At 57.4% G+C, this 26,938-nt stretch carries 27 protein-coding genes, 1 tRNA gene and 1 pseudogene; 15 read left to right on the top strand and 14 right to left on the bottom strand.

The genetic code is table 11. The annotated features are described in order from the left end of the window. Positions 1-10 precede the first annotated feature (10 nt). The gene (locus GXM22_RS11880; RefSeq protein WP_005931789.1) at positions 11-694 is read right to left on the bottom strand and encodes an amino acid ABC transporter permease; all 684 of its coding nucleotides are present in this window, start codon (positions 692-694) and stop codon (positions 11-13) included. A gap of 316 nt (positions 695-1,010) precedes the next feature. Here GXM22_RS11880 and GXM22_RS11875 point away from each other — a divergent pair, with 316 nt between their 5' ends. Next, the gene (locus GXM22_RS11875; RefSeq protein WP_035393744.1) at positions 1,011-2,039 is read left to right on the top strand and encodes an NAD(P)H-dependent glycerol-3-phosphate dehydrogenase; all 1,029 of its coding nucleotides are present in this window, start codon (positions 1,011-1,013) and stop codon (positions 2,037-2,039) included. A 167-nt stretch (positions 2,040-2,206) separates the two neighbouring features. Here the strand turns inward: GXM22_RS11875 and GXM22_RS11870 are convergent, their stop codons facing one another. The 7 genes from GXM22_RS11870 to coaBC all read right to left on the bottom strand — a co-directional run bounded on the left by GXM22_RS11870 (position 2,207) and on the right by coaBC (position 10,664). Beyond that, complete coding sequence (locus tag GXM22_RS11870; RefSeq protein WP_005931783.1) at positions 2,207-3,238, bottom strand: SGNH/GDSL hydrolase family protein; 1,032 nt, start codon at positions 3,236-3,238, stop codon at positions 2,207-2,209. A gap of 39 nt (positions 3,239-3,277) precedes the next feature. Further along, positions 3,278-5,011 (bottom strand): class I adenylate-forming enzyme family protein, encoded by a 1,734-nt coding sequence (locus GXM22_RS11865; protein WP_005931780.1) that lies wholly within the window; start codon positions 5,009-5,011, stop codon positions 3,278-3,280. A gap of 183 nt (positions 5,012-5,194) precedes the next feature. Then, on the bottom strand, positions 5,195-6,220 hold the full coding sequence (locus tag GXM22_RS11860; RefSeq protein WP_005931774.1) for an ATP-binding cassette domain-containing protein: 1,026 nt from the start codon (positions 6,218-6,220) through the stop codon (positions 5,195-5,197). After that, positions 6,213-7,274, bottom strand: coding sequence for an ABC transporter ATP-binding protein (locus GXM22_RS11855; protein WP_005931771.1), 1,062 nt, complete (start codon positions 7,272-7,274; stop codon positions 6,213-6,215). The genes GXM22_RS11860 and GXM22_RS11855 overlap by 8 nt, the downstream gene beginning before the upstream one ends. Before the next feature lie 13 nt (positions 7,275-7,287). After that, complete coding sequence (locus tag GXM22_RS11850; protein WP_366519164.1) at positions 7,288-8,307, bottom strand: ABC transporter permease; 1,020 nt, start codon at positions 8,305-8,307, stop codon at positions 7,288-7,290. 11 nt (positions 8,308-8,318) lie between these two features. Next, positions 8,319-9,260, bottom strand: a complete 942-nt coding sequence (locus GXM22_RS11845; protein ID WP_005931767.1) for an ABC transporter permease — start codon at positions 9,258-9,260, stop codon at positions 8,319-8,321. Positions 9,261-9,467: 207 nt separating this feature from the next. Continuing rightward, positions 9,468-10,664 carry a bifunctional phosphopantothenoylcysteine decarboxylase/phosphopantothenate--cysteine ligase CoaBC gene (coaBC, locus tag GXM22_RS11840; RefSeq protein ID WP_005931764.1) on the bottom strand — a complete coding sequence of 399 codons (1,197 nt, stop codon included), beginning with the start codon at positions 10,662-10,664 and terminating at the stop codon, positions 9,468-9,470. 251 nt (positions 10,665-10,915) lie between these two features. On the opposite strand from coaBC, the gene GXM22_RS11835 reads away from it, so the two are divergent. The 3 genes from GXM22_RS11835 to GXM22_RS11825 all read left to right on the top strand — a co-directional run bounded on the left by GXM22_RS11835 (position 10,916) and on the right by GXM22_RS11825 (position 13,513). Continuing rightward, entirely contained in the window at positions 10,916-11,803 is an 888-nt protein-coding gene (locus GXM22_RS11835; protein ID WP_005931758.1) for a type III pantothenate kinase, read from the top strand. A gap of 24 nt (positions 11,804-11,827) precedes the next feature. Beyond that, the gene (locus GXM22_RS11830; protein WP_035393742.1) at positions 11,828-12,811 is read left to right on the top strand and encodes a Gfo/Idh/MocA family protein; all 984 of its coding nucleotides are present in this window, start codon (positions 11,828-11,830) and stop codon (positions 12,809-12,811) included. Positions 12,812-12,913: 102 nt separating this feature from the next. Continuing rightward, positions 12,914-13,513, top strand: coding sequence for an ECF transporter S component (locus tag GXM22_RS11825; protein ID WP_005931752.1), 600 nt, complete (start codon positions 12,914-12,916; stop codon positions 13,511-13,513). A gap of 131 nt (positions 13,514-13,644) precedes the next feature. Here GXM22_RS11825 and GXM22_RS11820 read toward each other — a convergent pair whose 3' ends face one another. Beyond that, positions 13,645-13,977: a DUF6465 family protein gene (locus tag GXM22_RS11820; protein WP_035393739.1), complete on the bottom strand. Its 333-nt coding sequence runs from the start codon at positions 13,975-13,977 to the stop codon at positions 13,645-13,647. A 185-nt stretch (positions 13,978-14,162) separates the two neighbouring features. Next, positions 14,163-14,642 carry a hypothetical protein gene (locus tag GXM22_RS11815; protein WP_099357287.1) on the bottom strand — a complete coding sequence of 160 codons (480 nt, stop codon included), beginning with the start codon at positions 14,640-14,642 and terminating at the stop codon, positions 14,163-14,165. Between the two features lie 142 nt (positions 14,643-14,784). On the opposite strand from GXM22_RS11815, the gene GXM22_RS11810 reads away from it, so the two are divergent. Continuing rightward, positions 14,785-14,868 (top strand) — tRNA-Leu (locus tag GXM22_RS11810). A 70-nt stretch (positions 14,869-14,938) separates the two neighbouring features. On the opposite strand, the pseudogene GXM22_RS11805 reads toward GXM22_RS11810, so the two are convergent. Continuing rightward, positions 14,939-15,223, bottom strand: a pseudogene (locus GXM22_RS11805) (tyrosine-type recombinase/integrase); the annotation flags it as partial. A 181-nt stretch (positions 15,224-15,404) separates the two neighbouring features. Between GXM22_RS11805 and GXM22_RS11800 the strand changes: the two are divergent. Beyond that, positions 15,405-16,379, top strand: coding sequence for a Fic family protein (locus GXM22_RS11800; RefSeq protein WP_035393904.1), 975 nt, complete (start codon positions 15,405-15,407; stop codon positions 16,377-16,379). Here GXM22_RS11800 and GXM22_RS11795 read toward each other — a convergent pair. After that, a complete protein-coding gene (locus GXM22_RS11795) occupies positions 16,352-16,627 on the bottom strand; it encodes a site-specific integrase (RefSeq protein WP_050762777.1) in 276 nt (91 codons plus the stop codon). The genes GXM22_RS11800 and GXM22_RS11795 overlap by 28 nt on opposite strands. Here GXM22_RS11795 and GXM22_RS15465 point away from each other — a divergent pair. Continuing rightward, a complete protein-coding gene (locus tag GXM22_RS15465) occupies positions 16,577-16,732 on the top strand; it encodes an IS3 family transposase (protein ID WP_143405769.1) in 156 nt (51 codons plus the stop codon). The two genes, GXM22_RS11795 and GXM22_RS15465, sit on opposite strands and share 51 nt — an antisense overlap. A gap of 166 nt (positions 16,733-16,898) precedes the next feature. Here GXM22_RS15465 and GXM22_RS11785 read toward each other — a convergent pair whose 3' ends face one another. Beyond that, the gene (locus GXM22_RS11785) at positions 16,899-17,618 is read right to left on the bottom strand and encodes an ATP-binding protein (protein ID WP_005931734.1); all 720 of its coding nucleotides are present in this window, start codon (positions 17,616-17,618) and stop codon (positions 16,899-16,901) included. Positions 17,619-17,717: 99 nt separating this feature from the next. On the opposite strand from GXM22_RS11785, the gene GXM22_RS11780 reads away from it, so the two are divergent. From GXM22_RS11780 to GXM22_RS15460, 8 genes are all read left to right on the top strand, one after another. Continuing rightward, a complete protein-coding gene (locus tag GXM22_RS11780; RefSeq protein ID WP_005931731.1) occupies positions 17,718-18,383 on the top strand; it encodes a Crp/Fnr family transcriptional regulator in 666 nt (221 codons plus the stop codon). A gap of 131 nt (positions 18,384-18,514) precedes the next feature. Next, the gene (locus GXM22_RS11775; protein ID WP_005931727.1) at positions 18,515-20,002 is read left to right on the top strand and encodes a sensor histidine kinase; all 1,488 of its coding nucleotides are present in this window, start codon (positions 18,515-18,517) and stop codon (positions 20,000-20,002) included. Beyond that, on the top strand, positions 19,999-20,790 hold the full coding sequence (locus GXM22_RS11770; RefSeq protein ID WP_005931723.1) for a response regulator transcription factor: 792 nt from the start codon (positions 19,999-20,001) through the stop codon (positions 20,788-20,790). The genes GXM22_RS11775 and GXM22_RS11770 overlap by 4 nt, the downstream gene beginning before the upstream one ends. Positions 20,791-21,006: 216 nt before the next feature. Then, positions 21,007-22,041 (top strand): TRAP transporter substrate-binding protein, encoded by a 1,035-nt coding sequence (locus GXM22_RS11765; RefSeq protein WP_005931718.1) that lies wholly within the window; start codon positions 21,007-21,009, stop codon positions 22,039-22,041. An 11-nt stretch (positions 22,042-22,052) separates the two neighbouring features. Then, complete coding sequence (locus GXM22_RS11760; RefSeq protein WP_005931716.1) at positions 22,053-22,607, top strand: TRAP transporter small permease; 555 nt, start codon at positions 22,053-22,055, stop codon at positions 22,605-22,607. Positions 22,608-22,610: 3 nt separating this feature from the next. After that, positions 22,611-23,912, top strand: a complete 1,302-nt coding sequence (locus tag GXM22_RS11755) for a TRAP transporter large permease (RefSeq protein ID WP_005931714.1) — start codon at positions 22,611-22,613, stop codon at positions 23,910-23,912. Between the two features lie 124 nt (positions 23,913-24,036). Beyond that, the gene (locus tag GXM22_RS11750; RefSeq protein ID WP_005931712.1) at positions 24,037-25,023 is read left to right on the top strand and encodes a TRAP transporter substrate-binding protein; all 987 of its coding nucleotides are present in this window, start codon (positions 24,037-24,039) and stop codon (positions 25,021-25,023) included. Positions 25,024-25,330: 307 nt separating this feature from the next. After that, positions 25,331-25,510, top strand: a complete 180-nt coding sequence (locus tag GXM22_RS15460; protein ID WP_082210769.1) for a M14 family metallopeptidase — start codon at positions 25,331-25,333, stop codon at positions 25,508-25,510. A 44-nt stretch (positions 25,511-25,554) separates the two neighbouring features. On the opposite strand, the gene GXM22_RS11740 is transcribed toward GXM22_RS15460, so the two are convergent. Further along, a complete protein-coding gene (locus tag GXM22_RS11740) occupies positions 25,555-26,937 on the bottom strand; it encodes a leucine-rich repeat domain-containing protein (RefSeq protein WP_147585082.1) in 1,383 nt (460 codons plus the stop codon). Between the last annotated feature and the right edge of the window lies 1 nt (position 26,938).

The raw sequence follows: 26,938 nt of genomic DNA, 5'->3' as shown, positions 1-26,938 counted from the left end.
CACCCCTTTCTCACTGGAAGCCGTGTGCGTTCAGCTGCCGCTCCACCAGTGCCTGCAGCTTGGTGATGATGGTGCAGAACAGCAGGTAGACCACAGCCACCTCGCAGTAGATGGGCAGGAAAATGTAGGTGCGGGCTGCCACACGCTGGCCTGCCATGAACAACTCTGCCACCGTGATGTTGGAGGCCAGAGAGGTGTCCTTGATCATGCTGATGAGGGAGTTGGACAGGGAGGGCACGGCGGTGCGCAGGGCCTGCGGCAGAACGATGCGGCGCATGATCTGCCACCAGGTCATGCCCACGCAGGAACCGGCCTCCAGCTGGCCCTGGGGCACGCTTTCCAGCGCGCCGCGCATGGTCTCGGCGCAGTAGGCACCCTCGTTGAAAGCAAAGGCGATGACGGCTGCCGGAAAAGCATCCAGCATGATGCCCAGGCTGGGCAGGCCGTAGAAGATGATGAACAGCTGCACCAGCAGCGGCGTGCCCCGGATGACCCAGATGTAGAACCGGGCGATCTGGCGCAGCACCGGAACATTGGCGTACTGCACCAGCGCAACAGCCACTGCAATGACCATGGCAAGGCTGAAGGAGATCAGGGTCAGGGGAATGGTCATGGTCAGGCCTGCCGTCAGGATGCGGGGCAGGGCCTCCCACAGCACGCTGACCGTGCGGTTGGTAAGAAGTGCTTCAAACATATTTTTCTTCCTTATTGATAAAAAACGGTGGAATATCTTTAGGATACACCTTAAACTATGGTTCAGGTCAAGAGCATATCCTACAATTCCTACCAAAATACTATAGCATGAAATGGAGACAAGTGCAATCCATTGGCGAAAATCTTTCACTCTGGCCAAAAACAAAAGAAAACACAGGTTAACTTTGTGCAGACTGGCAAGGAGTTGACGCGGTACGATGTTTCGTGTAAAATGGAATCAGACAGGCCCCGTGCAGGAAGCGCGGGGAACAGGCCGGGCACACAAGCAGCCCGGCGCATACGGAGGACAAAACACAATGAAGCATAAAATTGGTATTCTGGGTGCAGGCACCTGGGGCATGGCTCTGGCGCGGATGCTGACGGTGAGCGGCAATGACGTGACCGTGTGGTCGGCGCTGGAACAGGAGATCGACAACCTTTCCACCACCCGGGTCCACCCCAATCTGCCCGGCATGACCATTCCGGCAGAGATGAAGTTCACCAAGAGCGTGGAAGAGGTGTGCACGGACAAGGAGATCCTGCTGTTCGCGGTGCCGTCGGTGTTCGTGCGCTCCACCGCAGCCAAGGCCCGGCCCTTTGTGCCGGACGGTCAGATCATTGTGGACGTTGCCAAGGGCATTGAAAAGGATACCCTGTTCACCATGACGGAGATCCTGGCCGATGAGCTGGGCAAAGAGGGCGGCCCCAAGGGGGTGCGTCTGGTGGCCCTGAGCGGCCCCACCCACGCCGAGGAGGTGGCAATCGACCTGCCCACCACCATCGTTTCGGCCAGCAAGGATATGGCAGCGGCCAGATTCGTGCAGACGGTGTTCACCAACAACGTCATGCGTGTGTATACCAATGAGGACATCAAGGGCGTGGAACTCAGCGGTGCCATGAAGAACGTCATTGCGCTGGGCGTGGGCATCTCCACCGGCCTGGGCTATGGCGACAACGCCCGTGCCGCCCTCATCACCCGCGGCATTGCCGAGCTTGCCCGGCTGGGCGTGGCCATGGGCTGCAATGTCCACACCTTTGCCGGTCTGGCCGGCATCGGTGACCTGATCGTGACCGCCACCAGTATGCACAGCCGCAACAACCGGGCCGGCATCCTCATCGGCAAGGGTGAGACCCCGGAGCAGGCCGTGAAGGAGGTGGGCATGGTGGTTGAGGGCATGAACGCCCTGCCTGCCGCGCTGGAACTTGCCGCCAAGTATCAGGTGGAAATGCCCATCGTCCAGACCGTGAACGCTGTTGTGAACAAGGGAATGAGCGCCGCCGAGGCGGTGCGCTCCCTGATGGACCGTGACCCCAAGAACGAGCTGCCCCAGAGTTACGAAAAGTAATATTTTTTTCATCGAGAGGGACGACCCTCTCCGTCATTGCTTCGCAATGCCACCTCTCCCGAGGGGAGAGGTTTGGTGCTGTACTTTACGGCATCAAAAAAGCTCCCCCTTTCGGGGGAGCTGGCAAAGCCGCAGGCTTTGACTGAGAGGATTGTTCCTCTTTCATTTTACTGCTGGGCCTCGATTGCCTTGACGATCTTGTCGGCGATGTACTTGTGGCCGGAGACGGTGGGGTGGCCATCCAGCTCAGTCTGAGCAAAGGGGATGGAAACGTAGGTGGCACCGTAAACATCGGCCAGCTGCTTTTCGTAGTTGTTCAGCTTGCTGAAGTAGTCGCTCCAGCTGGGCAGCAGGGGCACGGGGTTGGTAGCACCGATGATCAGGATCTGGGCATCAGGGTTCAGCTCCTTGACAGTCGCCACGATCTGGCGCAGGTTGCTGCTGCTTTCGGGATAAGCGTTCTCGCAGATCTTGTTCATGCCGGAGAAGAACAGGTTCCAGACGGCATCCTTCTCGCTGCGGGTCAGGCTGAGCTTTTTCAGGCTCTCGTTCAGTGCGTCCTCGGTTTCCTTGCTGCTGCCGCGCAGGTTGCCGCTGAGCACGATGGAAGCCAGGTCTTCACTTTTCCAGTTAGTGGCCTCACCAAAAGAGACCACGGTGGGCACAAAAGCATCATTGGAGCCCAGCTGGATGGAGATAACATCGGCACTTTTGATGTAATCTACAAACTCGGGGTAATTGTACTGGCAGCCGGAGAGGGTGTTCATCTCGGCCATGGTGCCGGTCTTGACCAGCTCCACCATATCCTTGCTCATCACGCCGGGCAGGCCAAGGTTGATGGCATGATCCCGGTCGAGATTCAGGATTTTGCCCACCTGACCCACATAGCAGGCCTCGGGGTAACCCTTGAAGTTGAAGGAAACGTCCACGCCCATCAAGTTATGTGCATATTGAACGGTAGTCAGGCCGATACCGGCGCAGATGCTGTCGCCCAGGGCGACATAGGTGATGGAGTTGGGCTCCTTCTCTTCTTCGGTGCTGCTGGAAGTGAAGAAACAGTTCTCCTCCTCTGCAGCGGTCTGTTCAGTGGTCAGAGCGGGGTCTGCGCTCTCTTCCGGGGCGGCTGCAAAGGCCGGAACGCTCAGGACAGAGAACAGCATGGCGGCCGAGAGGGCCAGACCAATCAGTTTCTTTTTCATGGTATCGTCACGAATCCTTTCCAATGTGTATTATTCTGCTTAATAATCGCGGGAAGTGATCTCTTCTTCCAGCTTGCGATAATCAAATTTAGCGGCCAGTGTCAGGGGCATTTCGGGGATGATCTTGTACCCCACAGGCTGGACATATTCGGGCAGCTCCTCAATGCAGAGCTGGCGCAGTTCCTTGATGATCTGCTTGCGCTTGGCGGCGGGAACCGCAGGGTCAAGCACCAGATAGACAAAAGGCAGACGGCCCTGCACATGCTCCTTGTCGGCGCAGCCCACCACAGAGCACTGATGCACGGCGGGATGCTGGCTGACCACATTTTCGATCATGGAGGGGAACACCTTGAAGCCATCGTGACGGATGATGAGCCGCTTGATCCGGCTGTCCAGATAGACAAAGCCGTCCTCGTCCAGATAGCCGATGTCACCGGTATGCACCCAGACCCGGCCATCTGCATGGGTGCGCAGGATGGCGGCGGTCTCGGCAGGCTTGTTGTAGTAGCCCTTCATAACGCCGGGGCCGGAGATGCACAGCTCACCCCGCTGACCGATGGGCAGCTCCGTGTCGGTGCCCGGATCAAAGGCGGACACCAGCGTGCTGACCAGTGGCAGGCCCACGCTGCCGGGCTTGTTGTTCCGACCAGCAGCAGCGGTGGCAGCAGAGGATGCCTCGGTCATGCCGTAGCCCTTGGCGATGGGGAATTCCACGTTGTGGGCGGCCAGGAAGTCGTTGACCGTCTGTTCGGCACCCCGGGCAATGGCATCGCCGCCCGCGGCATAGTTGCGGATGAAGGAAAGATCCTTGTTCTGCAGCTTGGGGTCAACAGCCAGCTGCTGGTAGTGGGAGGGAACGCCGAACATGTGTTCGGGCTTGTACTTCCAGATCAGGCTGCCCAGCTTATTGGAGTCGAGGTTGGGGATGATGACCACCTTGATGCCCAGCGTCAGCGGCAGATGTACGCCGCAGGCAAAGCCGTAGGCAATGAAGGGGGGCATGATGTTCAGCAGGGACTGACCCTTGGAAAACAACGTGTCGCAGGCGGAGAACTGCATGGCAATGCCGTTGAAGTTGTTATCGGTCAGCATCACGCCCTTGGGAGAGCCAGTGGTGCCGCCGGTGTGCACCACCACGCAGGCGTGCTCCGGGTCATAGGGCTCCGCGGCAATGCTCTCGTCCTTCCCGGCAGCAAGGAACTGCTTCCAGTGGACGACGTTGGAATGGTACTTGTTCTTGTCGAGATTCTTGACCTTGTAGCCCAGCGCCAGAGGCAGCGGCAGGGAGTCGGCCGGGGAGAGCACCACCACATGCTCCACATGGGTGCGCTTGGCAGCCTGATGGCAGCGCTCATACACCACATTCAGGCAGATCAGCAGGTGGGAATCTACCTCTTCAATGTACTCGCGGATGCCCTCCACACTGTAACGGGGATCCACCAGGTTCAGAGTCGCGCCGATCATGTCGGCGGCATAGAACGCAAAGATGATCTCCGGGGTCATCACGCTGACCACAGTGGCGATATCGCCCTTTTTCAGGCCCGCGGCCCGCAGGGCGGCAGCTGTCTTTTTGACGTTGACGATAAAATCAGCGTAGGTGAACTTGCGGCCATAGTATTCCAGTGCAGTCTCGCCCAGCCGGTTCTTGTTCTGCCGGCAGACGAGCTCAAACGCCGTGCAGGCGGGCATGGTCTGGTCAATGTACTTCTGATCGTAGAATTTCAGCCAGGGACGTGCCTGGGAAGCATAGATCGGGGTGTTGGATGTTGTCATAAATTGTCCTTTGTCCTTTGAGCAGTCACTGCACCCGCAGCCGGGGCAGCCAGATTCAATGGGGTCTTAAATTTCGTCCGTTTGTTAAAAACAACACAATACGTACAAGAGCTATTGTAGTAGAGCAGGGTGGAAATGTCAAGAAACAAAGGGCGAACTTTGTCAAAAAACGCAAGAGAAAGTTTACATTTCAGACAGCCAGTCTTTGGCCTCCTGCTCGCTACAGAGCACCCAGTGGCTGGGGCGCAGCTCCCGCCACTGGGGGGCCTCCTGCGTGTAATCGTGCATGGCGGGGTCGTAGACCAGCAGCTTTTTCTTCCGCTCCAGCCTGGGGTTGGGCATGGGGATGGCGGAAAGCAGGCTGCGGGTGTAGGGGTGGATGGCATGGGTCACCAGCTCCTCCGCATCGGCCAGCTCCACGATATCGCCCTTGTGGATGACGGCGATGCGGTCCGAAATGTACCGCATGACCGAGAGGTCGTGGGCGATGAACAGGTAGGTGATGCCGCGCTCCTTCTGCAGATGGCGCAGCAGGTTGAGCACCTGGGCGCGGATGGACATATCCAGAGCCGAGATGGGCTCGTCGGCAATGATGAACTCAGGCTCCACGATCAGGGCACGGGCAATGCCGATGCGCTGGCGCTGGCCGCCGGAGAACTCATGCGGGAAACGGGAAGCGAATTCAGGCAGCAGGCCCACATCCAGCAGTGCCTGCCGGACCTTCTCCTCCCGCTGGGCGGCGGTCAGGTCGGGCCGGACATTCTGCAGGCCCTCGCCCACGATGTAGCTGACCTTGGCACGCTCGTTCAGGGAGGACTGCGGGTCCTGGAAGATCATCTGGATCTCCTTGATGACCTGCTGGTCCAGCTGGCGGGAGATCTTGCCGTTGATCTTCTGGCCCTTGTACAGGATCTCGCCGCCCGAGGTGGGCAGGATGCGCATGATGGCGCGGCCGATGGTGGTCTTGCCGGAGCCGGATTCGCCCACCAGACCAAAGGTCTCACCCTTGTAAATTTCAAAGTTGGCACGGTTCACGGCTTTGAAGGCCTTGCGGCCGGAGCCGTAGGTCACCTCGAGGTCCTTGACCTCAAGCAGGACCTGCCGGGGCGAAGCCTCTCCATCTTGCTGGCGCAAGACCGTTTTTTCGCTCGAACACTCCACTGGGGTGTTCGCTGCTTCGCAAACGCGAACGTCACGATTTTCAGGCATCCTGCATCCCCTCCTCTTTCAACAGTTTGACGGCGGCAGGCGGCTCCACCTTGGGGGCCCGGGGGTCCAGCAGCCAGGTCTTGGCCTTGTGGGTGGGGCTGACCGCAAAGTAGGGCGGGCGCTTGACAAAGTCGATCTTCAGCGCCTGGGGGTTGCGGGGCGCAAAGGCATCGCCGTGGATCTCGGTGAACAGGTTCGGGGGTGTACCCTGAATGTTGAACAGATCCTCGCCCTTGATGCCCATCTGGGGCATACTGGACAGCAGCGCCCAGGTGTAGGGGTGGCGGGGGTCGTAGTAGATCTCATCGGAGGTGCCGATCTCCACGATGTCACCTGCGTACATGACGGCCACCCGGTCGGCGATGTTGGCCACCACACCCAGATCGTGGGTGATGAGGACGATGGTCAGGTTGTACTTGACCTGCATCTCCTTGAGCAGCTGCAGGATCTGGGCCTGAATGGTCACATCCAGTGCGGTGGTGGGCTCGTCGCAGATCAGGATCTGCGGGTTGCAGGCCACCGCAATGGCAATGACGACGCGCTGGCGCATACCGCCCGAAAACTCGTGGGGATACTGCGCAAAGCGCACCTCGGGGTCAGCAATGCCCACGTCCCGCAGGTATTCAAGGGTTTTTTCCCGGGCGGCCTTGCCCTTGAGATGCTGGTGCAGCTCCACGGCTTCCATGATCTGGTCGCCGATGGTCTTCAGGGGGTTCAGGCTGGTCATGGGGTCCTGCATGATCATGGCGATCTCATGGCCCCGGACCTTCAGCCAGTCCTTCTCCTTTTTCAGGTCGGAAAGGCGGATGGGCTTGCCGTCATCGGCGCCGTAATAATCAATGGTGCCCGAGGTGATGGAGCCGTTGGCATCCAGCAGGCCCATGAAGCTCTTGGTGAACACGCTCTTGCCGGAGCCGGATTCGCCCACGATGGCAAGGACTTCGCCGTGGTAGATGTCCAGGTCGATGCCGCGGATGGCATGCAGCACCTTGCCGCGCAGGTTGAATTTGATGTTGAGGTCCTTTACAGAAAGGATGAGCTGATTTTTTTCCATCTTCTGTCCCTCCTTACTGCAGGTGGTTCTTCGGGTCAGCAGCGTCCGAGAAGGCGTTGCCGATGAGGTAGAACGCAATGGTGACAAAGCTCAGGATGATGGTGGGGTAGAGCAGCTGGTACCGCAGGCCCGCCTGCATCATCACCTTGCGGCCGTCGTTGATCAGGTTGCCCAGAGAGGGCGTTTCCACAGAAAGGCCCAGGCCGATATAGGTGATGAACACCTCGCTGCCGATGGCGGCGGGGATGGTCAGGGCCATGCGCAGCATGATGACCGATACCAGATAGGGCAGCAGGTTGCGCAGCACGATGCGGCGGATGGGGGTGCCGATGCAGCGGGAAGCCACGTTGTAATCACGGTCGCGGATGATCAGGATCTGGTTGCGGATAAAGCGCGCCATGGCGATCCAGCCCGTGATGGACATGCCCAGGATCAGGGTCTGGATGCTGGGGGATGCGACATAGGAGATCAGGATCAGGATGATGGTGGAAGGGATGTTATCGCAGATGTTGTACAGCTCGGTGAAGAAGAAATCGAGCTGGCGGACATAGCCCCAGAGCACGCCCACCGTGATGCCCACCACGGCCTCGATGAGGGCCACGAAGAAAGCGATGGTCAGACTGGTGCGTGCACCGGCCCAGATGCGGGCCCACAGGTCCTGGCCGATGGCGTTGGAGCCCCAGATAAAGCCCTCTTCCCCGGGGGCGATATTGCGGAACTGGATGCCGGTGGTAGAGTCTACCTGGCAGAGATTGGGATCTGCCTGACCGGGCAGATAGGGCTGCAAAAAGGCAAAGCCCACCACGAACACCAGTGCAATGAGCAGGGCCACGGCGATCTTATTCTTGAAGAAAGCACGGAAGGTGCTGCCCCAATAGCTGTAATTGGAGTAGGAGGTGGCCTCGGCACGCTCCTCGCTGAACCCGGCGGGGGTGAACAGCTCGTCCTCGGGCAGGTCGGCCCAAGCGGCGGGGCCGTCCTTCTGCAGCTTGTTCAGGTCGTTTTCCAGAACAGCTGCCTTGTGATCTTTCATGTGGAACAACATTATCGGCCACCTTCTTTCTTGCCAAAGCTGATGCGGGGATCGATGAGCACCATGAGCAGATCGCCCAGGATCAGGCCGATGATGCCCACGCAGGCGTACAGCAGCACGATGCCCTGCACCATGGTGTTGTCGTGGCGCTGTACGCAGGTGACCAGCAGGCCGCCCATGCCGGGGATGGAATACAGGCTCTCGATGTAGATGGAGCCGACCACAGTGTTCAGGAAGGCAGAGGGAATATACTGCACCAGCGGCACCATGGCGTTGCGGAAGATGTGGCGAAGGGCGATGTTGCTCTCGCTCACGCCCTTGGCCAGTGCCAGCCGGACGTAATCCTTGTTGCTCTCGTCCACCATGTAGCGGCGCAGCCACATGGCGTAGAATGCCACGTTGCCCAGGCTCATGGAGCAGACCGGCAGCACCCAGTACCGCCAGTCGGAGGCATCAAACAGCAGGCCCACGCCCAGGGCGGTGGTGCCGTACATCTGAATATAAAGGTAATACACGGCGGCAGGCACGGCCTGAATGAGCACGATGATGGCGGTGCCGATCTTATCCGGCCAGCGGTTCTTGAACCGGCCCATCAGCAGGCCCATGGGAATGCCGATGACCAGGCTCAGCAGCATGGCAAACACGCCCATCTGGATGGAGATGGGCAGCTTTTTGGCCAGGATGCCGGTGACCGAGGCGTTTACCTTATAAATATGGCTCACGCCCAGGTCGCCGTGGAGGGCATTCCACCAGAAGCGGCCGATCTGCACCGGCAGCGGGTCCAGCAGGCCCATGGACTGCAGGCCCGCCTGGATCTGGGCCTCGGTCATTTTTTCGTAGTTTGCAAAGTAGCCTTCCACCGGCATCAGCCGCAGCAGGCAGAACACGAGCGTTACAATGACGAACAGCGTCAGGATGGAACGCCCGATGCGTTTTGCCAGATATTTCAGCATATCTGTGCGCACCCCTCTTTCGTTTGTGGTTCCTCCGCGGACAGTGGTCCTGAACAGCGGATAGGAATAGAATACATCAAAATTGCACTTTTGGAAAGTGATTTGCCCGGATTTTGAAAAATGTTTTTGTAAAAGCAGGGTAAAGTGAACGTTTTTTCTTACAAAAACAACCCTCTCCGCCGGGTTGACGGAGAGGGATAAAAGTTTTTATAAACCTCTGCGCTTCAAAATCTCATCCAGAATGGCATCGGCCACATCGGCCTTGCTCATCAGGGGCAGCTCCCGGGTGCCGTCGGGGGTGATGAAGGTGACCACGTTGGTGTCCACCCCAAAACCGGCCCCGGCGACCTTCAGGTTGTTGGCCACCACCATGTCCAGATTCTTCCGGGTCAGCTTGGCCGTGGAGTTTTCCACCATATCCCGGGTCTCCATGGAAAAACCGCAGAGGAACTGGTGGGTCTTTTTCGGGCCGATGGTACCCAGAATGTCGGCGGTGCGCTCCACAGGGATGGAGAGGTCGCCGTCCTTTTTCTTGATCTTGTCACTTGCCACCGTCACGGGGCGGTAGTCTGCCACGGCGGCAGCCATCACCAGCACGTCCATCTCCTCAAAGCGGCTGGTCACGGCATCGTACATATCCTGCGCCGTGGTAATGGGAACATCGGTGGTGAAGCGGACCGGCGGCAGGTCGGTGTGGCCGTGGATGAGGGTGACCTCTGCTCCCCGCATGGCGGCGGCCCGGGCGATGGCATAGCCCATCTTGCCGGTGGAGTGGTTGGTCAGGTAGCGCACGGGGTCCAGCGGCTCCTGCGTGGGCCCGGCGGTCACAGCGATGCGGACACCGGCCAGATCCTTGGGCCGGGCGATGGTGTGCAGGATGTACTCGATGAGCACATCCTCCTTGGGCAGGCGGCCGCTGCCCACATCCTTGCAGGCCAGCACCCCGCTCTCAGAGGGGATGACCGTGAAGCCGTAGTGCTCCAGCGTTCTGAGGTTGTCCTGCGTGATGGGGTTTTCCAGCATCCCGGTGTTCATGGCTGGGCTGACCAACTTGGGGCACTTGGCCGCAAGCACCACGGTGGTGAGCATATCATCGGCAATGCCGTGGGCCATTTTGGCAATGACGTTGGCCGTGGCCGGTGCCACCAGAACGACATCTGCCTTTTTGGCCAGCGAGATGTGGGTGACCTCGAACTTGAAATCGCGGTCGAAGGTGTCCACCATGCACTTGTGGCCGGTCAGCGTTTCAAAGACGAGAGGGGTGATGAAATGGGTGGCGTTCTCAGTCATAATGACCTCCACGTCCGCCCCCAGCTTTTTGAGTGCGCTGGCCACATTTGCCATTTTATAGGCGGCAATACCGCCGGTAACGCCCAAAAGGACGCATTTGCCCTGCAGATCCATCCAAAAAACCTCCTGTTTTGCGGGTTTGCCTCTTTAGTATAATCCAAAATCACCGCCAGCACAACAAAATCTTTCGGTTGGGTCTTGTATCCAGCGCAAAAATGCGGTAAAATAGCTTGACTTAGAATAAAACCTCTCCGTCAAGGTCTGCGTCTTTGCCGCCTCTCCTGCCGGGAGAGGCAGGCCAACCGGCTCCTCTGGCAGGGGAGCCGGAGCAAAGCGCCTGAGAGGTTTTGCAGGAAAGGTAAAATATGATCTTAGCCATTGATATAGGCAACACCACCGTCGCCCTGGGCGGCATCAAGGACGGACGTGTATGCTTTGTGGCCCACATGGATACGGTGCGCACCCGTACCGCCGCGGAATACCGCATTGAAATGGAAAAGGTGTTTGCTCACCGCCGCCACCCGGAAAAGCCCATCCGGTTCGAGGGCGCGGTGCTGACCAGCGTAGTGCCCCAGATCACCGGGGCACTGGCTGAGTGCGCCCGCTATTACACCGGCAAAAAGCCGGTCATCGTTTCGCCGGAGATCCGCACAGGCCTGACCATGGGGGTGCCTGACCCCCATGCCGTGGGCAAGGACCGGCTGGTGGATGCCGCTTACGCCGCGGCGAACTTCCCGCTGCCGGTCATCACTGTGGATCTGGGCACTGCCACTACATTTAATGTTGTGGATGAGAACCGGGTATTCCGGGGTGGTGTGATCTGCCCGGGGCTTTCCACCGGCCTGCGGGCTCTGGGGGAGCGCTGTGCCCAGCTGCCGCAGGTGCGGCTGAGCTCCCCCAAAGCAGCCATTGGTGTGAACACTGAGAGCTGTATGCTTTCGGGCTCTGTGCTGGGCACGGCAGTCCTGCTGGACGGCATCACCCAGCGCATTGAGGAAGAGCTGGGCCGTCCGGCCACCCTGGTGGTCACGGGCGGGCTGGCAAAGTATGTCACGCCGCTCTGCCGCCATCCGCTGACCTACGACCCGGAGCTGCTGCTGAAGGGGCTGGCACTGCTGTACCAGATGAACGCACCTCAGCCGCACTATGCCGCCGGGGGCAGGCGGCGGAACCCGAACAACAATTTCCGCCGGGGCCGCCGTCCCCGCTCCCAGCGCCGGGAACGCCGCGAGGAGAAGAACAAAAACGGCTGACGACGAAACAGGATGGAGAGAACAATGAAACTAGGGATCCTGGGCACGGGGATGATCGTGCGGGAGTTTCTGCCCTGGCTGGCAGGGCCGGACTGCCCCTTTACGGTGCAGGCGCTCTGCAGCACCCAGCGCAGTGCGCCGGTGGCCGACGAGATGTGCGAACAGTACGGCATTCCCCAGCACACCACGAACTATTTTGAATTATTGCAGTGGGTGGACGTGATCTATCTGGCCGTGCCCAACCTGCAGCATTACCGCTATGCCAAGGTGGCGCTGGAAGCGGGGAAGCATGTCATTGTGGAAAAGCCCATGGCCTGCACCGCTGCCCAGACCGAGGAGCTGGCGGCGTTGGCCCGCCGCAAAAAGGTGTTCCTGTTTGAGGCCATGACCACCCAGTACCTCGAAAACTACAACAAGATCCGGGAGCTGCTGCCCCGCATTGGCAGGGTGAAGCTGGTGCAGTGCAATTTCAGCCAGTATTCCAGCCGCTACGATGCCTTCTGTGCCGGGGAAACGCCGGTCTCCTTTGACCCGGAGTGTGCGGGCGGTGCCCTGATGGATCTGAACGTCTACAACATCAGCTATATCGTGGGCCTGTTCGGTGAGCCGAACCAGGTGCACTACCTGGCCAACATGGAGCGCGGCATCGACACCAGTGGTATCCTGACCATGGAGTACAACAGCTTCAAGGCAGTCAGCATGGCCGCCAAGGACTGCGGTGCGCCTGCCCGGTATGTCATCCAGGGCACAAAGGGCTATATCCTGCAGAAATCCACGGCCAACTGGTGCGGTGGCGTGACCTTCCACCCCAATCAGGGCAAGGAAGAGCACTTCAACCTGAACGGCGGCAGACCCCGGCAGGCGGCGGAGTTCCACGCCTTTGCCAGGGCCATCGAGGGCGGTGACCAGGAGCTGTGCAGCCGGATGCTGGATACCTCCGTGGCCGTCAGCCGTGTGCTGACCGTGGCCCGGCGGAGCGCCGACATCAAATTTCCCTGTGATAAATAAGGTGGGCTTGCCCGCTTATTTATAGATTCCCTGACAGAAAAAACCAGATTTGCGCCGTATCCGACGTATAGGGCGGAACGGCAGCAGGAGGAAAACTGAATTATGAAAAACAACGATCTTCGCACTCTCACCCGACTGGCACTGCTGGTCGCCATCGAGCTTGTAATGAAGGCCATCGGCCTGGGCAGTGTGCCCATGGGCCCGCTTTACATGAGCTTCCTGACCCTGCCCATTGCGGTGGGTGCCATCACCATGGGCCCTGTGGCCGGTGCTGTGCTGGGCGGCGTGTTCGGCGCGGTGAGCTTCTATGATGCCATTACCGGTGCTTCCGCTATGACCGGCGCTCTGTTCCAGGTCAGCCCTGTCAACACCTTTATCCTCTGCGTGGGCATGCGTGTGCTGATGGGCGTGTGTGTGGGCCTGATCTTCAACGGCCTGAGCAAGCTGGATAAGAGCCGCACCTGGAGCTATATCGTCAGCGCCATGTGCGCTCCGGCCCTGAACACTCTGTTCTTCATGGGCTATATCGTGCTGGCGTTCTACAACTGCGACTATGTCCAGAACCTGGTGTCCGTTAAGGGCGCTGCCAACCCCCTGATGTTCGTTGTGCTGCTGGTTGGTGTCCAGGGCGTGGCTGAGTTCCTCGTCTCCGGCATCCTGGGCGGCATCGTGGCCCGCGCCGTGCATAAGTTCCTGAAGTAAGACCCCGCGTTCCGCGTCAGGGAAGAGCGTATGGGTTTGTAACATTGTAAAACAAAAGACCAGAACTGAACTGCCACTTGGCAGAACAGCTCTGGTCTTTTTCTGTGCGGTGAAAAACAGAAACACAGCCTTTACAGAGGCAGCTTGCCGCCGACCTTGTTGACGACATAGTAGGCGGCCTCTTCCTCAGGCTTGACGTAGATCTTGCAGGACTGCACGCCCACCTTGTGGGTCAGGCGGTAATCGGCCTTGGCGCGGTCCACAAGATCGGTGATGTTATACTGCTTGCCGGCAAATTCAACGTAGATCTCAGGGGAAAGCGGGGGACGGCCCTTGTGGGCGGTCTTTTCCGTTTTGGGGGCTTTCTCCGTTTTGACAGCGGACTTTGCGGTCTTGCGTGCGGGCTTTGCCTCGGCTGCGGGAGCTTCTGCAGCGGCAGGAACGACAGGCTTTTTCACTGACATGGATTCTACCTTCTTTCTCATATAGTTTTGCGTGTGGGAATAATACCGGAATGCACCGGTAGAAAAACTTTGCATCAAACAGCAGCATATAACTATATAATAGTTTTTTGCGGCGCATTTGTAAAGAGGTTTTGTGAAAAAAGGTTCGTTTTCAGGCAGGAAATGCTTTTTTGTTTCTGGAAAAGTTACTGGGTGCACAGTCCCTCGGCCCGTGTGACGATGGACAGCAGCAGTTCAGCATCCCAGTCCTCTGCCAGCACAAATAGATCATCGCAGATCTCCTTCTGGATTTGTGCCGTCGTTTTTTGTCCGGCAAGGACGCAGACCGCAGAAAGCAGTCGAACTTTCAGGGCACAAATTTCTGCGGGTGCGCCCCACAAACGGGCAAGGTCATAATTGCTGGTGTTTCCGCAGGGCATGGCACAGGCAGCGCAGTTGGGAGCCACCCGGTGCTTCTCGGCTTCAACGATGTCAGTCAGCCGGAGCAGCGCGCTCTCGGCGGCCTTGGGGTCAGCCGCCAGCCGCAGACCGGCAGCCAGTATGCGGTCAGTGTCCTCCGTTTTGGATTCATTGACCGTGGAGCGCGCCAGCCCCACCAGCGCGCCCAGCAGAGTGTCCCGCTGACGCTGTGCAGCGGTAACGGGAGCAGAAAACGTGTGATTCATAGGAACCTCCAGGCTCTTTTTTTGCTGTAAGGATACCACGGAATCCCCGGAAAGGGAAGGCGAAAAATTCTTTTTTCTGCAAAAGGGAATAGCGTCTTGATTTTGGACGGAAAATCCGCTATAATAGTACTGTTCTACATACGCCGGTGTGTCGGAATGGCAGACGAGGGGGACTCAAAATCCCTTGTGCTAATAACACGTGTGGGTTCGACCCCCACCACCGGCATTGAAAAGTAGCTTAGAATCGTAAGATTTTAGGCTGCTTTTCTTTTTTATCCCCCGCATCCGGCTCATTCTCACACTTTTGTCTCCTCCGGGAAGATCCAGACGATGGCATTGGCAGAAGATACCTTACTGGAGAAATCCAGATGTATATAAATGTTGCTTGTTGTGCTGATGCCGCTGTGACCGAGCCACTCTTGGATTTCCTTCAGGCTCACGCCATTGGCATAGAGCAGGCTGGCGCAGCTATGGCGCAGGTCGTGGAAACGGATACGCTTCATCTGGTGTGCTACCAGAAAATCCGGGAAATGCTGGCTCAGGAAATCGGGCCGAATCCGCTTTCCCATCGGGTCTACATAAAAAACACAGCTTGGAGCACGGACATTCAATAAAACTGCAAACCGCAGAGGGCTTTCCTTTGCTGCTCAAGCCGCCGTATGGAACAATGACCTCATTTCATCTATCATTTTTTCAAATTTTTGATTGATGAATGATAGATGAAATGATATGATAAAAGAAATGATATGGGAGGTATACACCGTGCGAAACAAGAAACCGCCATTTGAAATCACAGAAGCAGCTCTTTCAGAGGCTATGGAAATCAGCGAACTGGTAGGCAAAATCAGTTCCACCCAGAATCTTTCCACAAGTCCGATTCTGCGCCGCCAGAATCGCATCCGAACGATTTATTCTTCTCTGGCTATCGAGCAGAACACACTTTCTTTGGAGCAGGTGACGGCTGTTCTGTCTGGAAAACGTGTGCTTGCCCCTCCAAAAGACATTGCAGAAGTAAAAAACGCCTACGAAATCTACGACCATCTCGCAGAGTTGAATCCATATTCGATGAATGATCTTCTGCTTGCACATCGGACGATGATGCAGGGTCTTGTCCGGGAGGCTGGCGAGTTTCGCTCTCGTCCTGTCGGCGTAGTAGACAGCAAGGGTAATGTCCTCCATTTCGGCACCCTGCCGCAGTATGTTCCCTCTTTGATGGAGGAACTGATTCAGTGGACAGAAAACAGTCCTTTACCGCTTTTAATTAAGAGCTGCGTCTTCCATTATGAATTTGAGGTGATCCATCCATTTGCGGATGGCAACGGTCGTATTGGGCGGCTCTGGCACACACTTCTGCTGTCAAAGTGGAACCCCTTGTTTGCATGGCTTCCCATCGAATCCATCATTCACGACCATCAGGCCGAGTATTACGCAGCAATCAATCAGTCTAACGCACAGGGGGAAGGAACTGTTTTTATCGAGTTTATGCTGGGAATTATCAAAGAGGCTTTGACCGAAGCAATCAACGAACAGCCTGTTGCACAGAGTAAGGAAGAAGTGCGTTGGATGAAGATTGCAGCTTTTCTCCGCACGAACCATATTATCCAGAACGTCGATGTTCAGAATCTTCTCAATGTTTCTCCTGCCACTGCAAGTCGAGTCTTGAATACTTTGACAAAAGAAGGAAAGCTCGCCAAAGTGCGAAATGGCCGCTATTGGGCATATAGATTGGCAGATTGATTATAGATATAGTCAAGATAATCGGTGCAATAGCTTTTGCCGCAGAACTTCCGGTTAAGCTCCTGCTCCTTTTTCATCTTTTTGAGCATCTGCTCACAGGCAGGGATAAGAGGAAGTGTCCGGCAGCTCGACTTTGTTTTTGTCTTATCTCGTGCGATTTCCGTTACCGTTCCGTTGACCTTTGCGGTCACAACCGTATGCTGAATGCTGATTTTCTTGTTCTCAAAGTCAATGGAATCCCATTTCAAGCCTTCTCCAAGGCGATTGCCGAGTATATTGACTATTACAATAACAGCAGAATCCAAGCAAAAACAAAATGGATGCCTCCCCTCTATCGCAAGTCAAGAAATTAGCGCAACGTTCAAACAGCATATTTGCGATATGCAATTCAACGTTGTTGCTGTTGCATTGAAAAGTTGAATTGCTATAAATTCAGAGAAGCATCCATGATGGATTCTTAATGATTCAATTTTGATTCAGTGTCCAGAAAACTGGGTACATATCGTTTGCCCTGTACTTTTAATCCAGAATTTTTCCGTCAATGGAGATGGTGACCACCTGCCAGGGAATGAACTTTCCGCTGGTCTGCAGTGCCTTTTTCGCTGCCATCTCCAAGCCGCCGCAGCAGGGCACCTCCATACGAAGGATGGTCACGCTCTGGATGTCGTTGCTGCGCAGGATCTCGGTGAGCTTTTCGCTGTAATCCACAGCGTCCAGCTTCGGGCAGCCGATGAGGGTCACCTTGCCGCGCATAAATTCCTGATGGAAATTGGCGTAGGCATAGGCCGTGCAGTCCGCGGCGATCAAAAGCTTTGCGCCCTCAAAGTAGGGCGCATGGACGGGTGCCAGCTTGATCTGCACCGGCCAGTTGCGCAGGCGGGAAACCGGCTGCACAGAGGCAGCAGCTGCGCTTTCGGCAGCCTCCGGCTGTTCCAGCATCCGCATCCGGGAGCCGGGGCAGCCGCCCTCGTGCAGGTGCTTCATCTTCTCCTGCAGCTCCTTTTTCTTTTTGTTCTCCTGCACCGCTGCCTCGTCGTAGGCAGGGGCTTCCCGCTCCTCAAAGGTGATAGCACCGGTGGGGCAGCCCGGCAGGCAGTCGCCAAAGCCATCGCAGAAATTCTCCCGCACCAGCTTTGCCTTTCCGTTGATGATGTCAATGGCTCCCTCGTGGCAGGCGGTTGCGCACAGCCCGCAGCCGTTGCATTTTTCTTCGTCAATATGGATGATCTTCCGAATCATATCTATACTCTCCTGTTGTGGATGTTTTTTGCATTTGCATCCTTATTATAGTATACTAAAGGCAACTTGTATGTTTGAATTCCAACAAGGAGGGTTTTTATGCAAAAATATCTGCCTGTTCTACGGAACTGCCCCTTTTTTACCGGGCTTACCGACGATGAGATTTTGTCCATCCTGCACTGTGTCAGTGCAGCGAAGATCACCCGGCCCCGGGGCTCCTACATTTTCCGTGCCGGAGATTCCACGGAGGTCATGGGGCTTATGCTGTCCGGCTCCACCCTTGTGATACAGGAGGATCTTTGGGGACACCGCAATATCCTGTCCAAGTGCAATACCGGAGACTTTTTCGGCGAACCTTACGCCGCCACTCCCGGTGCCATCCTGAATATCAGCGTGGTGGCAGAGGAGGATTGCGAGATCCTGCTGCTGAACGTCAAGCGGCTGCTCACCGCCTGCCCCACCGCCTGCGACCATCACCAGAAACTCATCCGCAATCTGGTCAGCGTTCTGGCAAACAAAATACTGCTTTTTAACGATAAGATCACCCATGTCAGCAAGCGCACCACCCGGGAAAAACTGCTGTCCTACCTGTCTGCCGAGTCCATCCGGCAGTCCTCCCTTTCCTTTGACATTCCCTTTGACCGTCAGCAGTTGGCGGATTTTCTCTGCGTGGAACGCGCCGCCATGTCGGCAGAACTTTCCAAGCTGCAAAAGGAAGGGCTGCTGGTCACCAAACGGAATCATTTTCAGTTGTTGACCCGCTGACAGCCTGGCACATTGCCTGCAAGCACCGGCTCCCTTGCGAAAACCGGTGCTTTTTTTGCAGTTGCACTTTCCCCGGGAGATTATTATACTTATAAAAAGGCCGGGTGCTGCAAGGACAGGAGGGAAAGCGTATGGCACGGAACAAAACCGCACAGGGCGGTATATCCCTGCGCCGCAAGGTCACGGCATGGCTTGCCGCGATTTTGCTGGTCACCATGCTTTCCACCGGCATTGCTACCATGGCAGGTCAATGGACGGTGCGCTCCTTTGATACGCTGCTGGCCGACAATGCCGTCTGCTACACGGTGCAGAACGCCCTCAAGGACGAAGCACAGGCCTTTGCACGCTATGTGCGTCAGCCTACTTCTGAAACGGAACAGGCCTATACCGCCGCCTGCACCGCTTCCGAGCAGAGCCTTGCGGCCCTGCCCCTCGATTATGCCCGCATCGGTGAAGAGCGCTATGCCCGTACATGGAACCTTTTGCAAGGGTACGCGGGGTACCGGCAGGAGCGGGATGCCTTTTTGCAGCTTTCCCCCTCGGCAGATACCTACATTGGACAGATGTACCATGTGATGGCGCTGCAAGACTACCTTGCCGAGTATGCGCTGCGGCTGACGCAGGCCACGCTGGAACAGGAAAACGCCCTTTACAGCAGCACGGCGGCTCACATCCGGCATCTGCCGTGGCTGTATCTGGGGCTGTTCCTGACGGCAGCCGCGCTGATGCTGCTGCTCATCCGGGTGCTGAGCCGCGCGGTGGTGCGTCCGCTGCTGCGGTTGGCACAGGCCTCCCGCAGCATTGCCGAGGGGGATCTTTCAAGTCCAGATCTTCCGGTGAAAAGCAACGACGAGGTGGGGCGGCTGACGGGGACCTTTAACCAGATGAAGCACGCCATGGCGCAGCAACTGACCACCCAGCAGGCCTTGCACCGGGAAGAGGTGCGGAACCTTGCACTGGAAAAAGATCTGGAGCACACCCGGCTGGAGGTGCTTAAAAGTCAGGTGAATCCGCATTTTCTGTTCAACACCCTGAACATGATCTCCTGCATGGCGCGGCTGGAGGATGCTGCCACCACCGACCAGATGATCGTGCATCTGGGCAGTTTGTTCCGGCACAACCTGCGCACCAAGCGCCAGCAGATCACGCTGGAGGAGGAACTGGACGGGCTGGAGGATTACATTTATTTGCAGCAGATGCGGTTCGATGGACGCATTACCGTAGAAAAAAGCATCCGGGTGCAGCCTGCGGCGGTTTTGGTGCCGTCCTTTATGCTGCAGCCGGTGGTGGAAAACGCTTACTCGCATGGGCTCAAGTCCTGCGAGGAAGGCGGACGCATCCTGCTGCGGGCATGGATGCAGGGCAAGGTGCTGGTGCTCACGGTCGCGGACAACGGCAAGGGAATGACCCCAGAGGAACTGGACGCTGTGCAAACTAAAATTGCGCAGAGCGAGCAGACCGGACGCAGCATTGGCCTTGGCAATATTTCCCGCCGCATCGGGATGCTGTATCCGGGCGGAAAAATGCAGATATACAGCCGCGCAGACTGCGGTACTGTGGTGCGGTTTGAGCTCCCGCAGACGCAGCAGCCGGAAGAAAAGGAGGAGACGCTCTCGTGAAGTGCAAATTGCTGGTGGCAGAGGATGAATTGATCGAGCGCAAGGTGCTGTGCCGGACTTTGCAGAAGTATCTGGGAGACCTGATCTGTCTGTATGAAGCCAAAAACGGCAGAGAGGCTCTGGAAATTTTTGCCCGCGAAGCGCCGCAGGTGGCTGTGCTGGACATTGAAATGCCGGGTCTCACCGGGCTGGAGGTGGCGCGCAAGATCCGAGAAACAGACAGAAATTGCGCCATCCTGTTCCTGACCGGCTTTGATAAGTTCGACTATGCACGGCAGGCGATCTCTGTACGGGCGATGGACTATCTGCTCAAGCCTTACAACGAGCAGGAACTGGTATTCGCGGTGGAGGATGCCATCCGGCAGGTGTCGGTGCCGCTGCCTGCCCACCCGGTACAGCCCCCTGCGCCTGAACAGCCTGTCCGCCGGGAAGAGGACGAGGATATGCGTACCGCCATCATCCGTGCCGAGATCAGCCGCTTCATCGACGCCCATTATAGGGAGGATATCTCCATGCAGGATGCCGCCGCTGCGCTGCGCTACTCGGACGCCTACTTCTGCAAGCTGTTCAAGCAGTGCTTTAAGGTAAACTTTTCGGCCTACCTGAACGAATACCGGGTGAACAAGGCGCGCCAGCTGATTTTGGACCCGCGCCTGAGCCTGAAGGATATCGGTGCTGCTGTGGGTTACAGCGACGCCAACTATTTTACAAGGGTGTTCAAGCGCCTGACCGGCCAGACCCCTTCGGAATACCGCGTAGCCGCAGCGGAAAAAGCGGCACAAGGATAAATCGAATCCAAAAGAAGCTCTCGTTCTTTCCTGCCTGTCAGCAGGAGAGGAACGAGTGCTTTTTTATTTTTGCCAGTTTCTTTCGTCCGAAAAACACAAAAATTGTACTTGGATACAACAAAGACAAAATCGTGCTGCGTTTCACAAAATAATCCGGTTTCACAAAAATGAACGAGTTGTTAAAATAAAATCATAGAAAAAACGCGAAAAGAGAGGATGCCATTCATGAAGAGAAGAACGTTTCTGTCGCTGATGGGCGCAGCGGCACTGACCAGCAGCATGATGCTTACCGGCTGCGGTGCCGGCTCCGGTGACGACCGCAAGATCGTGCGCATCGGCCATGTGCAGTCCCAGACCCACCCGGATCATCTGGGACTGGAAGCCTTTGCCAACTACATCAACGAGAAGCTGGGCGACAAGTACCGTGTGGAGGTGTACCCCAGCGAGTTGCTGGGCTCCCAGACCGAAATGGTGCAGCTGACCCAGACCGGTGCCATCGACTTTGTGGTGGCATCCACTGCCATCATGGAGACCTTCAGTGCCAAATACCAAATCTTCAACCTGCCTTACCTGTTCTCCAGCGTAGAAGCCTACCACGAGGCGATGGACGACCCCGAGGTGACGGACCCCATTTTCAAGACCACTTCCAAGGCCGGTCTGGAAACGGTGGCATGGCTGGATGCCGGCACCCGCAACTTCTACACCATCAAGACCCCCATCAACCAGCCCTCCGACCTGAAGGGTCTGAAGATCCGCGTGCAGCAGTCGCCCACCAACGTGGAAATGATGCGTCTGCTGGGCGGCACGGCGACCCCCATGGGCTTCGGCGATGTGTATACCGCACTGCAGGCCGGTATTCTGGATGGTGCCGAGAACAACGAGCTGGCTCTGACTGATAACGGTCACGGCGATATCTGCAAGTATTACTCCTACGATATGCACCAGATGGTGCCGGATCTGCTGGTGGCAAACTACGCCTTCCTGAACGAACTCAGCGACGAGGAACGCGCGATCTTTGAAGAGGGTTTCCAGATCGTGAAGCGCACCGAGCAGGATGCTTGGGAGGATGCTGTGGCTGAGGCGAAAGATAAGGCCGAGAATGAGCAGCACGTCAACTTTATTTACCCGGACACTGCACCGTTTCAGGAGGCTATGGCTCCCCTGCACGATTCCGTGCTGGCAGCAAACCCGGAATTGCAGCCCATTTATGACCTGATCCAGCAGCACAACGCTGCCCATACTGCGGACTGAGGAGGAGCATCATGGAAAAACTGAGAAATACCCTGAACAAGGTGCTCAACCTGCTGGCAGGTCTGAGCATGACGGTCATGGTGGTGCTGACCACCTATCAGGTCATCGTACGTTATATCTTCAACTCTCCCTCCACATGGTCGGAGGAACTGGTGGGTTATCTGTTCGGCTGGAGCACCATGCTGGGTGCCACCATCGTCTCCGGCGAGCGCGGCCACATGAACATTCCCGTGCTGGTGGACCGGTTCAACCCCACCATGCGCAAGGCGTTCCACATCTTTGCCGAGGTCATCGCCTTCCTCTTCTCTGCTACCATTCTGGTGTTCGGCGGCTTTCAGGTGTCCCAGCTGGCTATGGGACAGCAGACCTCCTCGCTGGGCGTTGCCGTGGGCGTGTTCTACTGGGTCATGCCCATCTGCGGCGTGATCATTCTGGTGTATTCCGTGCTGAACATTATCGGCATTGCAAACGGCTCCATCTGTCTGGATACCCCGGAGGATGCAGACTTTGCAAAGGTGGAAGCCGAAATGGCTGCCGATGCCGACAAGGAAAATAAGGAGGACTAAGCTGTGGCAATTCAAGCGTTACTCGTAATTCTGGCAGTGCTGCTGGTGCTGCTGTTCCTCGGCGTGCCCATCTCGTACGCCATTGCAGTCTCTTCCCTGACTGCCATCCTTTCTTCCATTGACCTGAATGTGGCCGTGCTGACCGCTGCCCAGCGCACCTTTGTGGGCATGAGCAAGTTCAGCCTGACCGCTATCCCGTTCTTTATTCTGGCCGGCAACATCATGAATCAGGGCGGCATCGCCAAGCGTCTGGTGGATTTCGTCATGGCCATTCTGGGCAAGATGCCCGGCGCACTGCTGGTGACCAACATCGGCACCAACGCCCTGTTCGGTGCCATCTCCGGCTCTGCATCTGCCGCGGCTGCTGCTGTTGGCTCCATGATCCGCGACGGTGCCGACGAGCAGGGCTACGACCCCGCCGTGACCGCTGCCACCAACGCCGCTTCCTCCTGCTCCGGTTTGCTGATCCCGCCGTCCAACGCCTTGATCACCTACTCGCTGGCATCCGGCGGCACCTCTGTGGCTGCGCTGTTCATGGCCGGTTACATTCCCGGCATCATCTGGGCGCTGTGCTGCTGCGTGGTGGGCGTACTGCTGGCGGTCAAGCTGGGCTATAAAGGCACCCCCGGCAAATTTGACTGGAAAAACCTCGGCGTCTGCACCCTGCGCGCCCTGCCTTCGCTCTCCCTGATCATCGTGGTCATCGGCGGCATCATCGGCGGTGTGTTCTCTGCCACCGAAGGCTCTGCCATCGCGGTCGTCTATGCGCTGGTGCTGGCTTTCTGCTACCGCTCCATCAACCTGAAGAGCCTGTGGAAGATCATCGTGGACTCTGCCAAGATGTCCGGCATGGTGGTGTTCCTTGTGGGCGTTTCCAACATTCTGGGCTGGGTCATGGCCTTTTTGCAGATCCCGGATGCTGTGGCGGCAGCCCTGCTGAGCCTGACCAGCAACAAGTACATCATCCTGCTCATCATGAACGTGATCCTGCTGGTGTCCGGCACCTTTATGGATGTGACCCCGGCCATCCTCATCTTCACCCCGCTGTTCCTGCCCATCTGCCAGAGCTTTGGCATGAGCACCATCCAGTTCGGTCTGATCCTCGTGTATAACCTGTGCATCGGCAACATCACCCCGCCTGTGGGCAACGCACTGTTCGTGGGCATCAAGGTGGGCCGCACCTCGCTTTCCAAGGTCATGCCGTACATGCTTATGTACTATGTGGCCATCATCGGCGGCCTGCTGCTGGTCACCTTTATCCCGGCGGTGTCTACCGCACTGCCGCAGGCAATGGGCCTGATGTAACTGAGACGTTCCCTTCTTCTCCTAAAAAAGGCGGTACCTGCTTTGCGGCGGGTACTGCCTTTTCCTGTCTCTTGCACAAAGGCAGTCTTGTGCGCTATACTATCTGCAAAGGGAGGGAGACACCATGCGCAGACGGACTTTTTTAGCCGGGCTGGGCTTTGCAGCCTTGCAGCTGGCAGGCTGTGCTGCAAAGCTGCAGACTACACCGGACTATGTGCTGACCTATGCCGACAACCAGCCCGCCGGATACCCCACCACGCAGGGCGCGCAGTATTTTGCGGACCTTGTGCAGCAGCAGACCGGGGGCAAGGTGGTCATTCAGGTCAAGGCGAACGGCGAGTACGGCTCGGAACAGCAGGTGTGGGAACAGCTTGCCATTGGCGGCGTAGATTTTGCCCGTGTGTCGCTCTCGGTGGTCACGGACGATCTGCCCCGGCTCAACGTACTGCTGCTGCCGTATCTCTACCGGGATGCCGACCACATGTGGCGTGTGCTGGACGGCAGCATCGGGGCTGAGTTTTTGCAGGACTTTACCGCACAGGGACGGGTAGGCCTGAGCTGGTACGACGCGGGTGCCCGCTCGTTTTATGCCCGTCAGCCGGTGCGCAGCCTGAACGATTTACAGGGCAAGACCATCCGCGTGCAGAATTCGCAGATCGTGATCGACATGATCCGCCTGCTGGGTGCAGTGCCGGAGACCACGGCGTACAGCGACGTCTACTCGGCGCTTGAGACCGGGCAGATCGATGCCGCCGAAAACAACTGGCCGGCCTACTATTCCATGGAGCACTACAAGGTGGCACGGTACTACATGGCCGATGAGCACAGCCGCGTACCGGAGGTGCAGTTGGCTTCCGGCCGCACATGGGATGCACTGCCGGAGGAATACCGGCAGATCCTGCAGGCATGCGCCCGGGCATCGGCGCAGTATGAGCGCCAGCTCTGGGCACAGGAGGAAACCGCCGCCCGAAAAGCGGCATTGGCTGGCGGGTGCCGGGAACTGCCGCTGCCCGAAGAAGAAATGCAGAACTTCCGGCAACTGGTGCAGCCGCTATACCGGAAATACTGTGCCGACTATCTGCCGCTGGTGGAGGAGATACAGGCAGAGTGACAACAGAGAAAGGGACGAGTCAAATAAAAAGGCTCACAGCTTTGAGGTTATGCTGCGGAGCACTTTTCCTCCACGCCCACTCCGTGGAACAGCAAACAAGCCAGACCCGCGGGTCTGGCTTGTTTGCAATATCAAAATAAATGTTTCCGCTGAATATACCCAAGGTGCAGCGGAGGACCTTCTGAATCAAAAACTCTCCCTCAGCTCACATATCCATCGGTCACGCTGATGATGTTGGCATTGCCTTCCAGACTTTCATACACGTTCACGACGGCATAGTACATCTCAGCACCCGGATAAACCGTGGTTGCTTCGCACAGGATGCGGTAGTTCGTGCCTGCCCTATGTGGTCATGCGCAAGCCGGAGCCCATTGACACGACCACCCTGAACTACAATTGGCAGACCTGGGAAACAAACGCCTTCAGTGTTTACACCAAGGAGATCTGCCAGCTGACCACCCGCTACGGGAGGAAGAACTGGGAGTGACTGTACTAACTGAGCATCTTTCTACGCAATGTCTGTTGTTCTGATCAATCCAACTCCAGATCCTCAAAGCCGGTGACTGTTTCAAACCGGCGGGTGCGCACCTCCATCATCTCGCTGATGAGTTCGGCGGGAAGGGCGAGTGCTCCGGCCATCCGAAGCAGGGTGCTGACATCAGATGCGGTGAGCAGGTCTGTGCGGCAGAGAAAGCGGAACAGCTCTGCGTAAGCCTGTTGAGGCGGGCAGGGCATGAACTGTGGAGCCCGGTCGAAATACTGCACCAGAACTGCACAATACCACTGGCGGTCGGCGGGGGAAAGCCCTGCAGAGGCTTCCAGCCGAGCCAGCGCCATACGAGCCGAGAAATCCAGCCGGAACGCGTCCCGGGCCAGTTGGTCAAAGTAGGGAATCGGCTGGGTGAAGAACAGCACCGGTACCCGCAGGATGGCTCCGAATTTGGCATCGCCTGCCAGAATTTTATCCCGGGCCACGGGTAGACCCAGCCGCGCCACCACATGGCCGGAAACATCGGCCTTTTCCAGCCAGAGCAGTGCGGCAGTGTGGTCAAATGCAGACACAGCCACAGTGACAGTACGACTCCAATTTTCACACCCAGCATCCCGAGCGGTCAGGGTCGCCAGACCGGAACTGTTGAAGCTGTGAGCGCCCAGCATTTTAAGCTGTGGGGGCAGCGTCAGCTGTTTCAGAGCATGACACCCGGCAAACGTGCCCACATCCGGCATGATCTGATCCGTGGGGCGGGGCAGATAGCCCAGAGCCTGCAGCTGCTCTGGCAGATGGACGCTGGTAAGGCGGCTGCAGTCACCGAATACACCGGCAGGCAGGGCGGAAATGGCATCCGGCAGGGTGATGGAAGTCAGATTTGTGCAGTGGTAGAACGCGTAGGGACCAATGTGAGTGATGCTGTCCGGCAGTGTGACGGAAGTCGGCCCGCCTTCGTCCAGCGTTTCGGTGGTGACTGCGCGGCCCATTCGCATACAAAATATGCTGAAACTGATAGGCGATTGCCCGAACTGCGCAAAGCAGCTCTCATCCAGATGGCTGGCAGCAAAGGCGGTAGCGGCAATGGCGGTGACAGTGCGGCCTTCTACAGTGTCGGGTACCACAGCAGGCCGTGCCAGCCGGGGCCAGCGCACCAGCGCCAGAGAGCCATCCGGCAGAGGGGCAAAATCGGCTGTCAGGGGCAGGGCATCGGTGTCGGCCTCTTCGTTCAGATGGCCGAGCCGTGCAAACTCTGCGCTCATGTCGGGAGCATCACCGCCCCAATCATCCTCGTCATCCTCCTCCTGCAAGAGAGCTGCCAGTGCGGCTCCGGGCAGGGAGGAGGCCTTTTTTGTTTCCGGGGCGGGGGGGGTCCAGCGGCTGCCCAGCGTTCCGGCGTTGGTTACTTCAAATTGCAGCAGTTCCATT

It is taken from the genome of Faecalibacterium duncaniae, assembly GCF_010509575.1.
In the GTDB taxonomy this organism is placed as follows: domain Bacteria; phylum Bacillota; class Clostridia; order Oscillospirales; family Ruminococcaceae; genus Faecalibacterium; species Faecalibacterium duncaniae.
This window is presented reverse-complemented; position numbering and strand designations above follow the sequence as displayed.

Bases quoted from the DNA above. Each gene is read 5' to 3' on its own strand.
- GXM22_RS11785 (WP_005931734.1), bottom strand. From the start codon at position 17,618: ATGATTCGGAAGATCATCCATATTGACGAAGAAAAATGCAACGGCTGC.
- GXM22_RS11760 (WP_005931716.1), top strand. From the start codon at position 22,053: ATGGAAAAACTGAGAAATACCCTGAACAAGGTGCTCAACCTGCTGGCA.
- GXM22_RS11740 (WP_147585082.1), bottom strand. From the start codon at position 26,937: ATGGAACTGCTGCAATTTGAAGTAACCAACGCCGGAACGCTGGGCAGC.
- GXM22_RS11750 (WP_005931712.1), top strand. From the start codon at position 24,037: ATGCGCAGACGGACTTTTTTAGCCGGGCTGGGCTTTGCAGCCTTGCAG.
- GXM22_RS11825 (WP_005931752.1), top strand. From the start codon at position 12,914: ATGAAAAACAACGATCTTCGCACTCTCACCCGACTGGCACTGCTGGTC.
- coaBC (WP_005931764.1), bottom strand. From the start codon at position 10,664: ATGGATCTGCAGGGCAAATGCGTCCTTTTGGGCGTTACCGGCGGTATT.
- GXM22_RS11875 (WP_035393744.1), top strand. From the start codon at position 1,011: ATGAAGCATAAAATTGGTATTCTGGGTGCAGGCACCTGGGGCATGGCT.
- GXM22_RS11775 (WP_005931727.1), top strand. From the start codon at position 18,515: ATGGCACGGAACAAAACCGCACAGGGCGGTATATCCCTGCGCCGCAAG.
- GXM22_RS11820 (WP_035393739.1), bottom strand. From the start codon at position 13,977: ATGTCAGTGAAAAAGCCTGTCGTTCCTGCCGCTGCAGAAGCTCCCGCA.
- GXM22_RS11870 (WP_005931783.1), bottom strand. From the start codon at position 3,238: ATGAAAAAGAAACTGATTGGTCTGGCCCTCTCGGCCGCCATGCTGTTC.
- GXM22_RS11880 (WP_005931789.1), bottom strand. From the start codon at position 694: ATGTTTGAAGCACTTCTTACCAACCGCACGGTCAGCGTGCTGTGGGAG.
- GXM22_RS11865 (WP_005931780.1), bottom strand. From the start codon at position 5,011: ATGACAACATCCAACACCCCGATCTATGCTTCCCAGGCACGTCCCTGG.
- GXM22_RS15465 (WP_143405769.1), top strand. From the start codon at position 16,577: ATGCTGAATGCTGATTTTCTTGTTCTCAAAGTCAATGGAATCCCATTT.
- GXM22_RS11830 (WP_035393742.1), top strand. From the start codon at position 11,828: ATGAAACTAGGGATCCTGGGCACGGGGATGATCGTGCGGGAGTTTCTG.
- GXM22_RS11850 (WP_366519164.1), bottom strand. From the start codon at position 8,307: ATGAAAGATCACAAGGCAGCTGTTCTGGAAAACGACCTGAACAAGCTG.
- GXM22_RS11855 (WP_005931771.1), bottom strand. From the start codon at position 7,274: ATGGAAAAAAATCAGCTCATCCTTTCTGTAAAGGACCTCAACATCAAA.
- GXM22_RS11780 (WP_005931731.1), top strand. From the start codon at position 17,718: ATGCAAAAATATCTGCCTGTTCTACGGAACTGCCCCTTTTTTACCGGG.
- GXM22_RS11845 (WP_005931767.1), bottom strand. From the start codon at position 9,260: ATGCTGAAATATCTGGCAAAACGCATCGGGCGTTCCATCCTGACGCTG.
- GXM22_RS11835 (WP_005931758.1), top strand. From the start codon at position 10,916: ATGATCTTAGCCATTGATATAGGCAACACCACCGTCGCCCTGGGCGGC.
- GXM22_RS11815 (WP_099357287.1), bottom strand. From the start codon at position 14,642: ATGAATCACACGTTTTCTGCTCCCGTTACCGCTGCACAGCGTCAGCGG.
- GXM22_RS11765 (WP_005931718.1), top strand. From the start codon at position 21,007: ATGCCATTCATGAAGAGAAGAACGTTTCTGTCGCTGATGGGCGCAGCG.
- GXM22_RS11860 (WP_005931774.1), bottom strand. From the start codon at position 6,220: ATGCCTGAAAATCGTGACGTTCGCGTTTGCGAAGCAGCGAACACCCCA.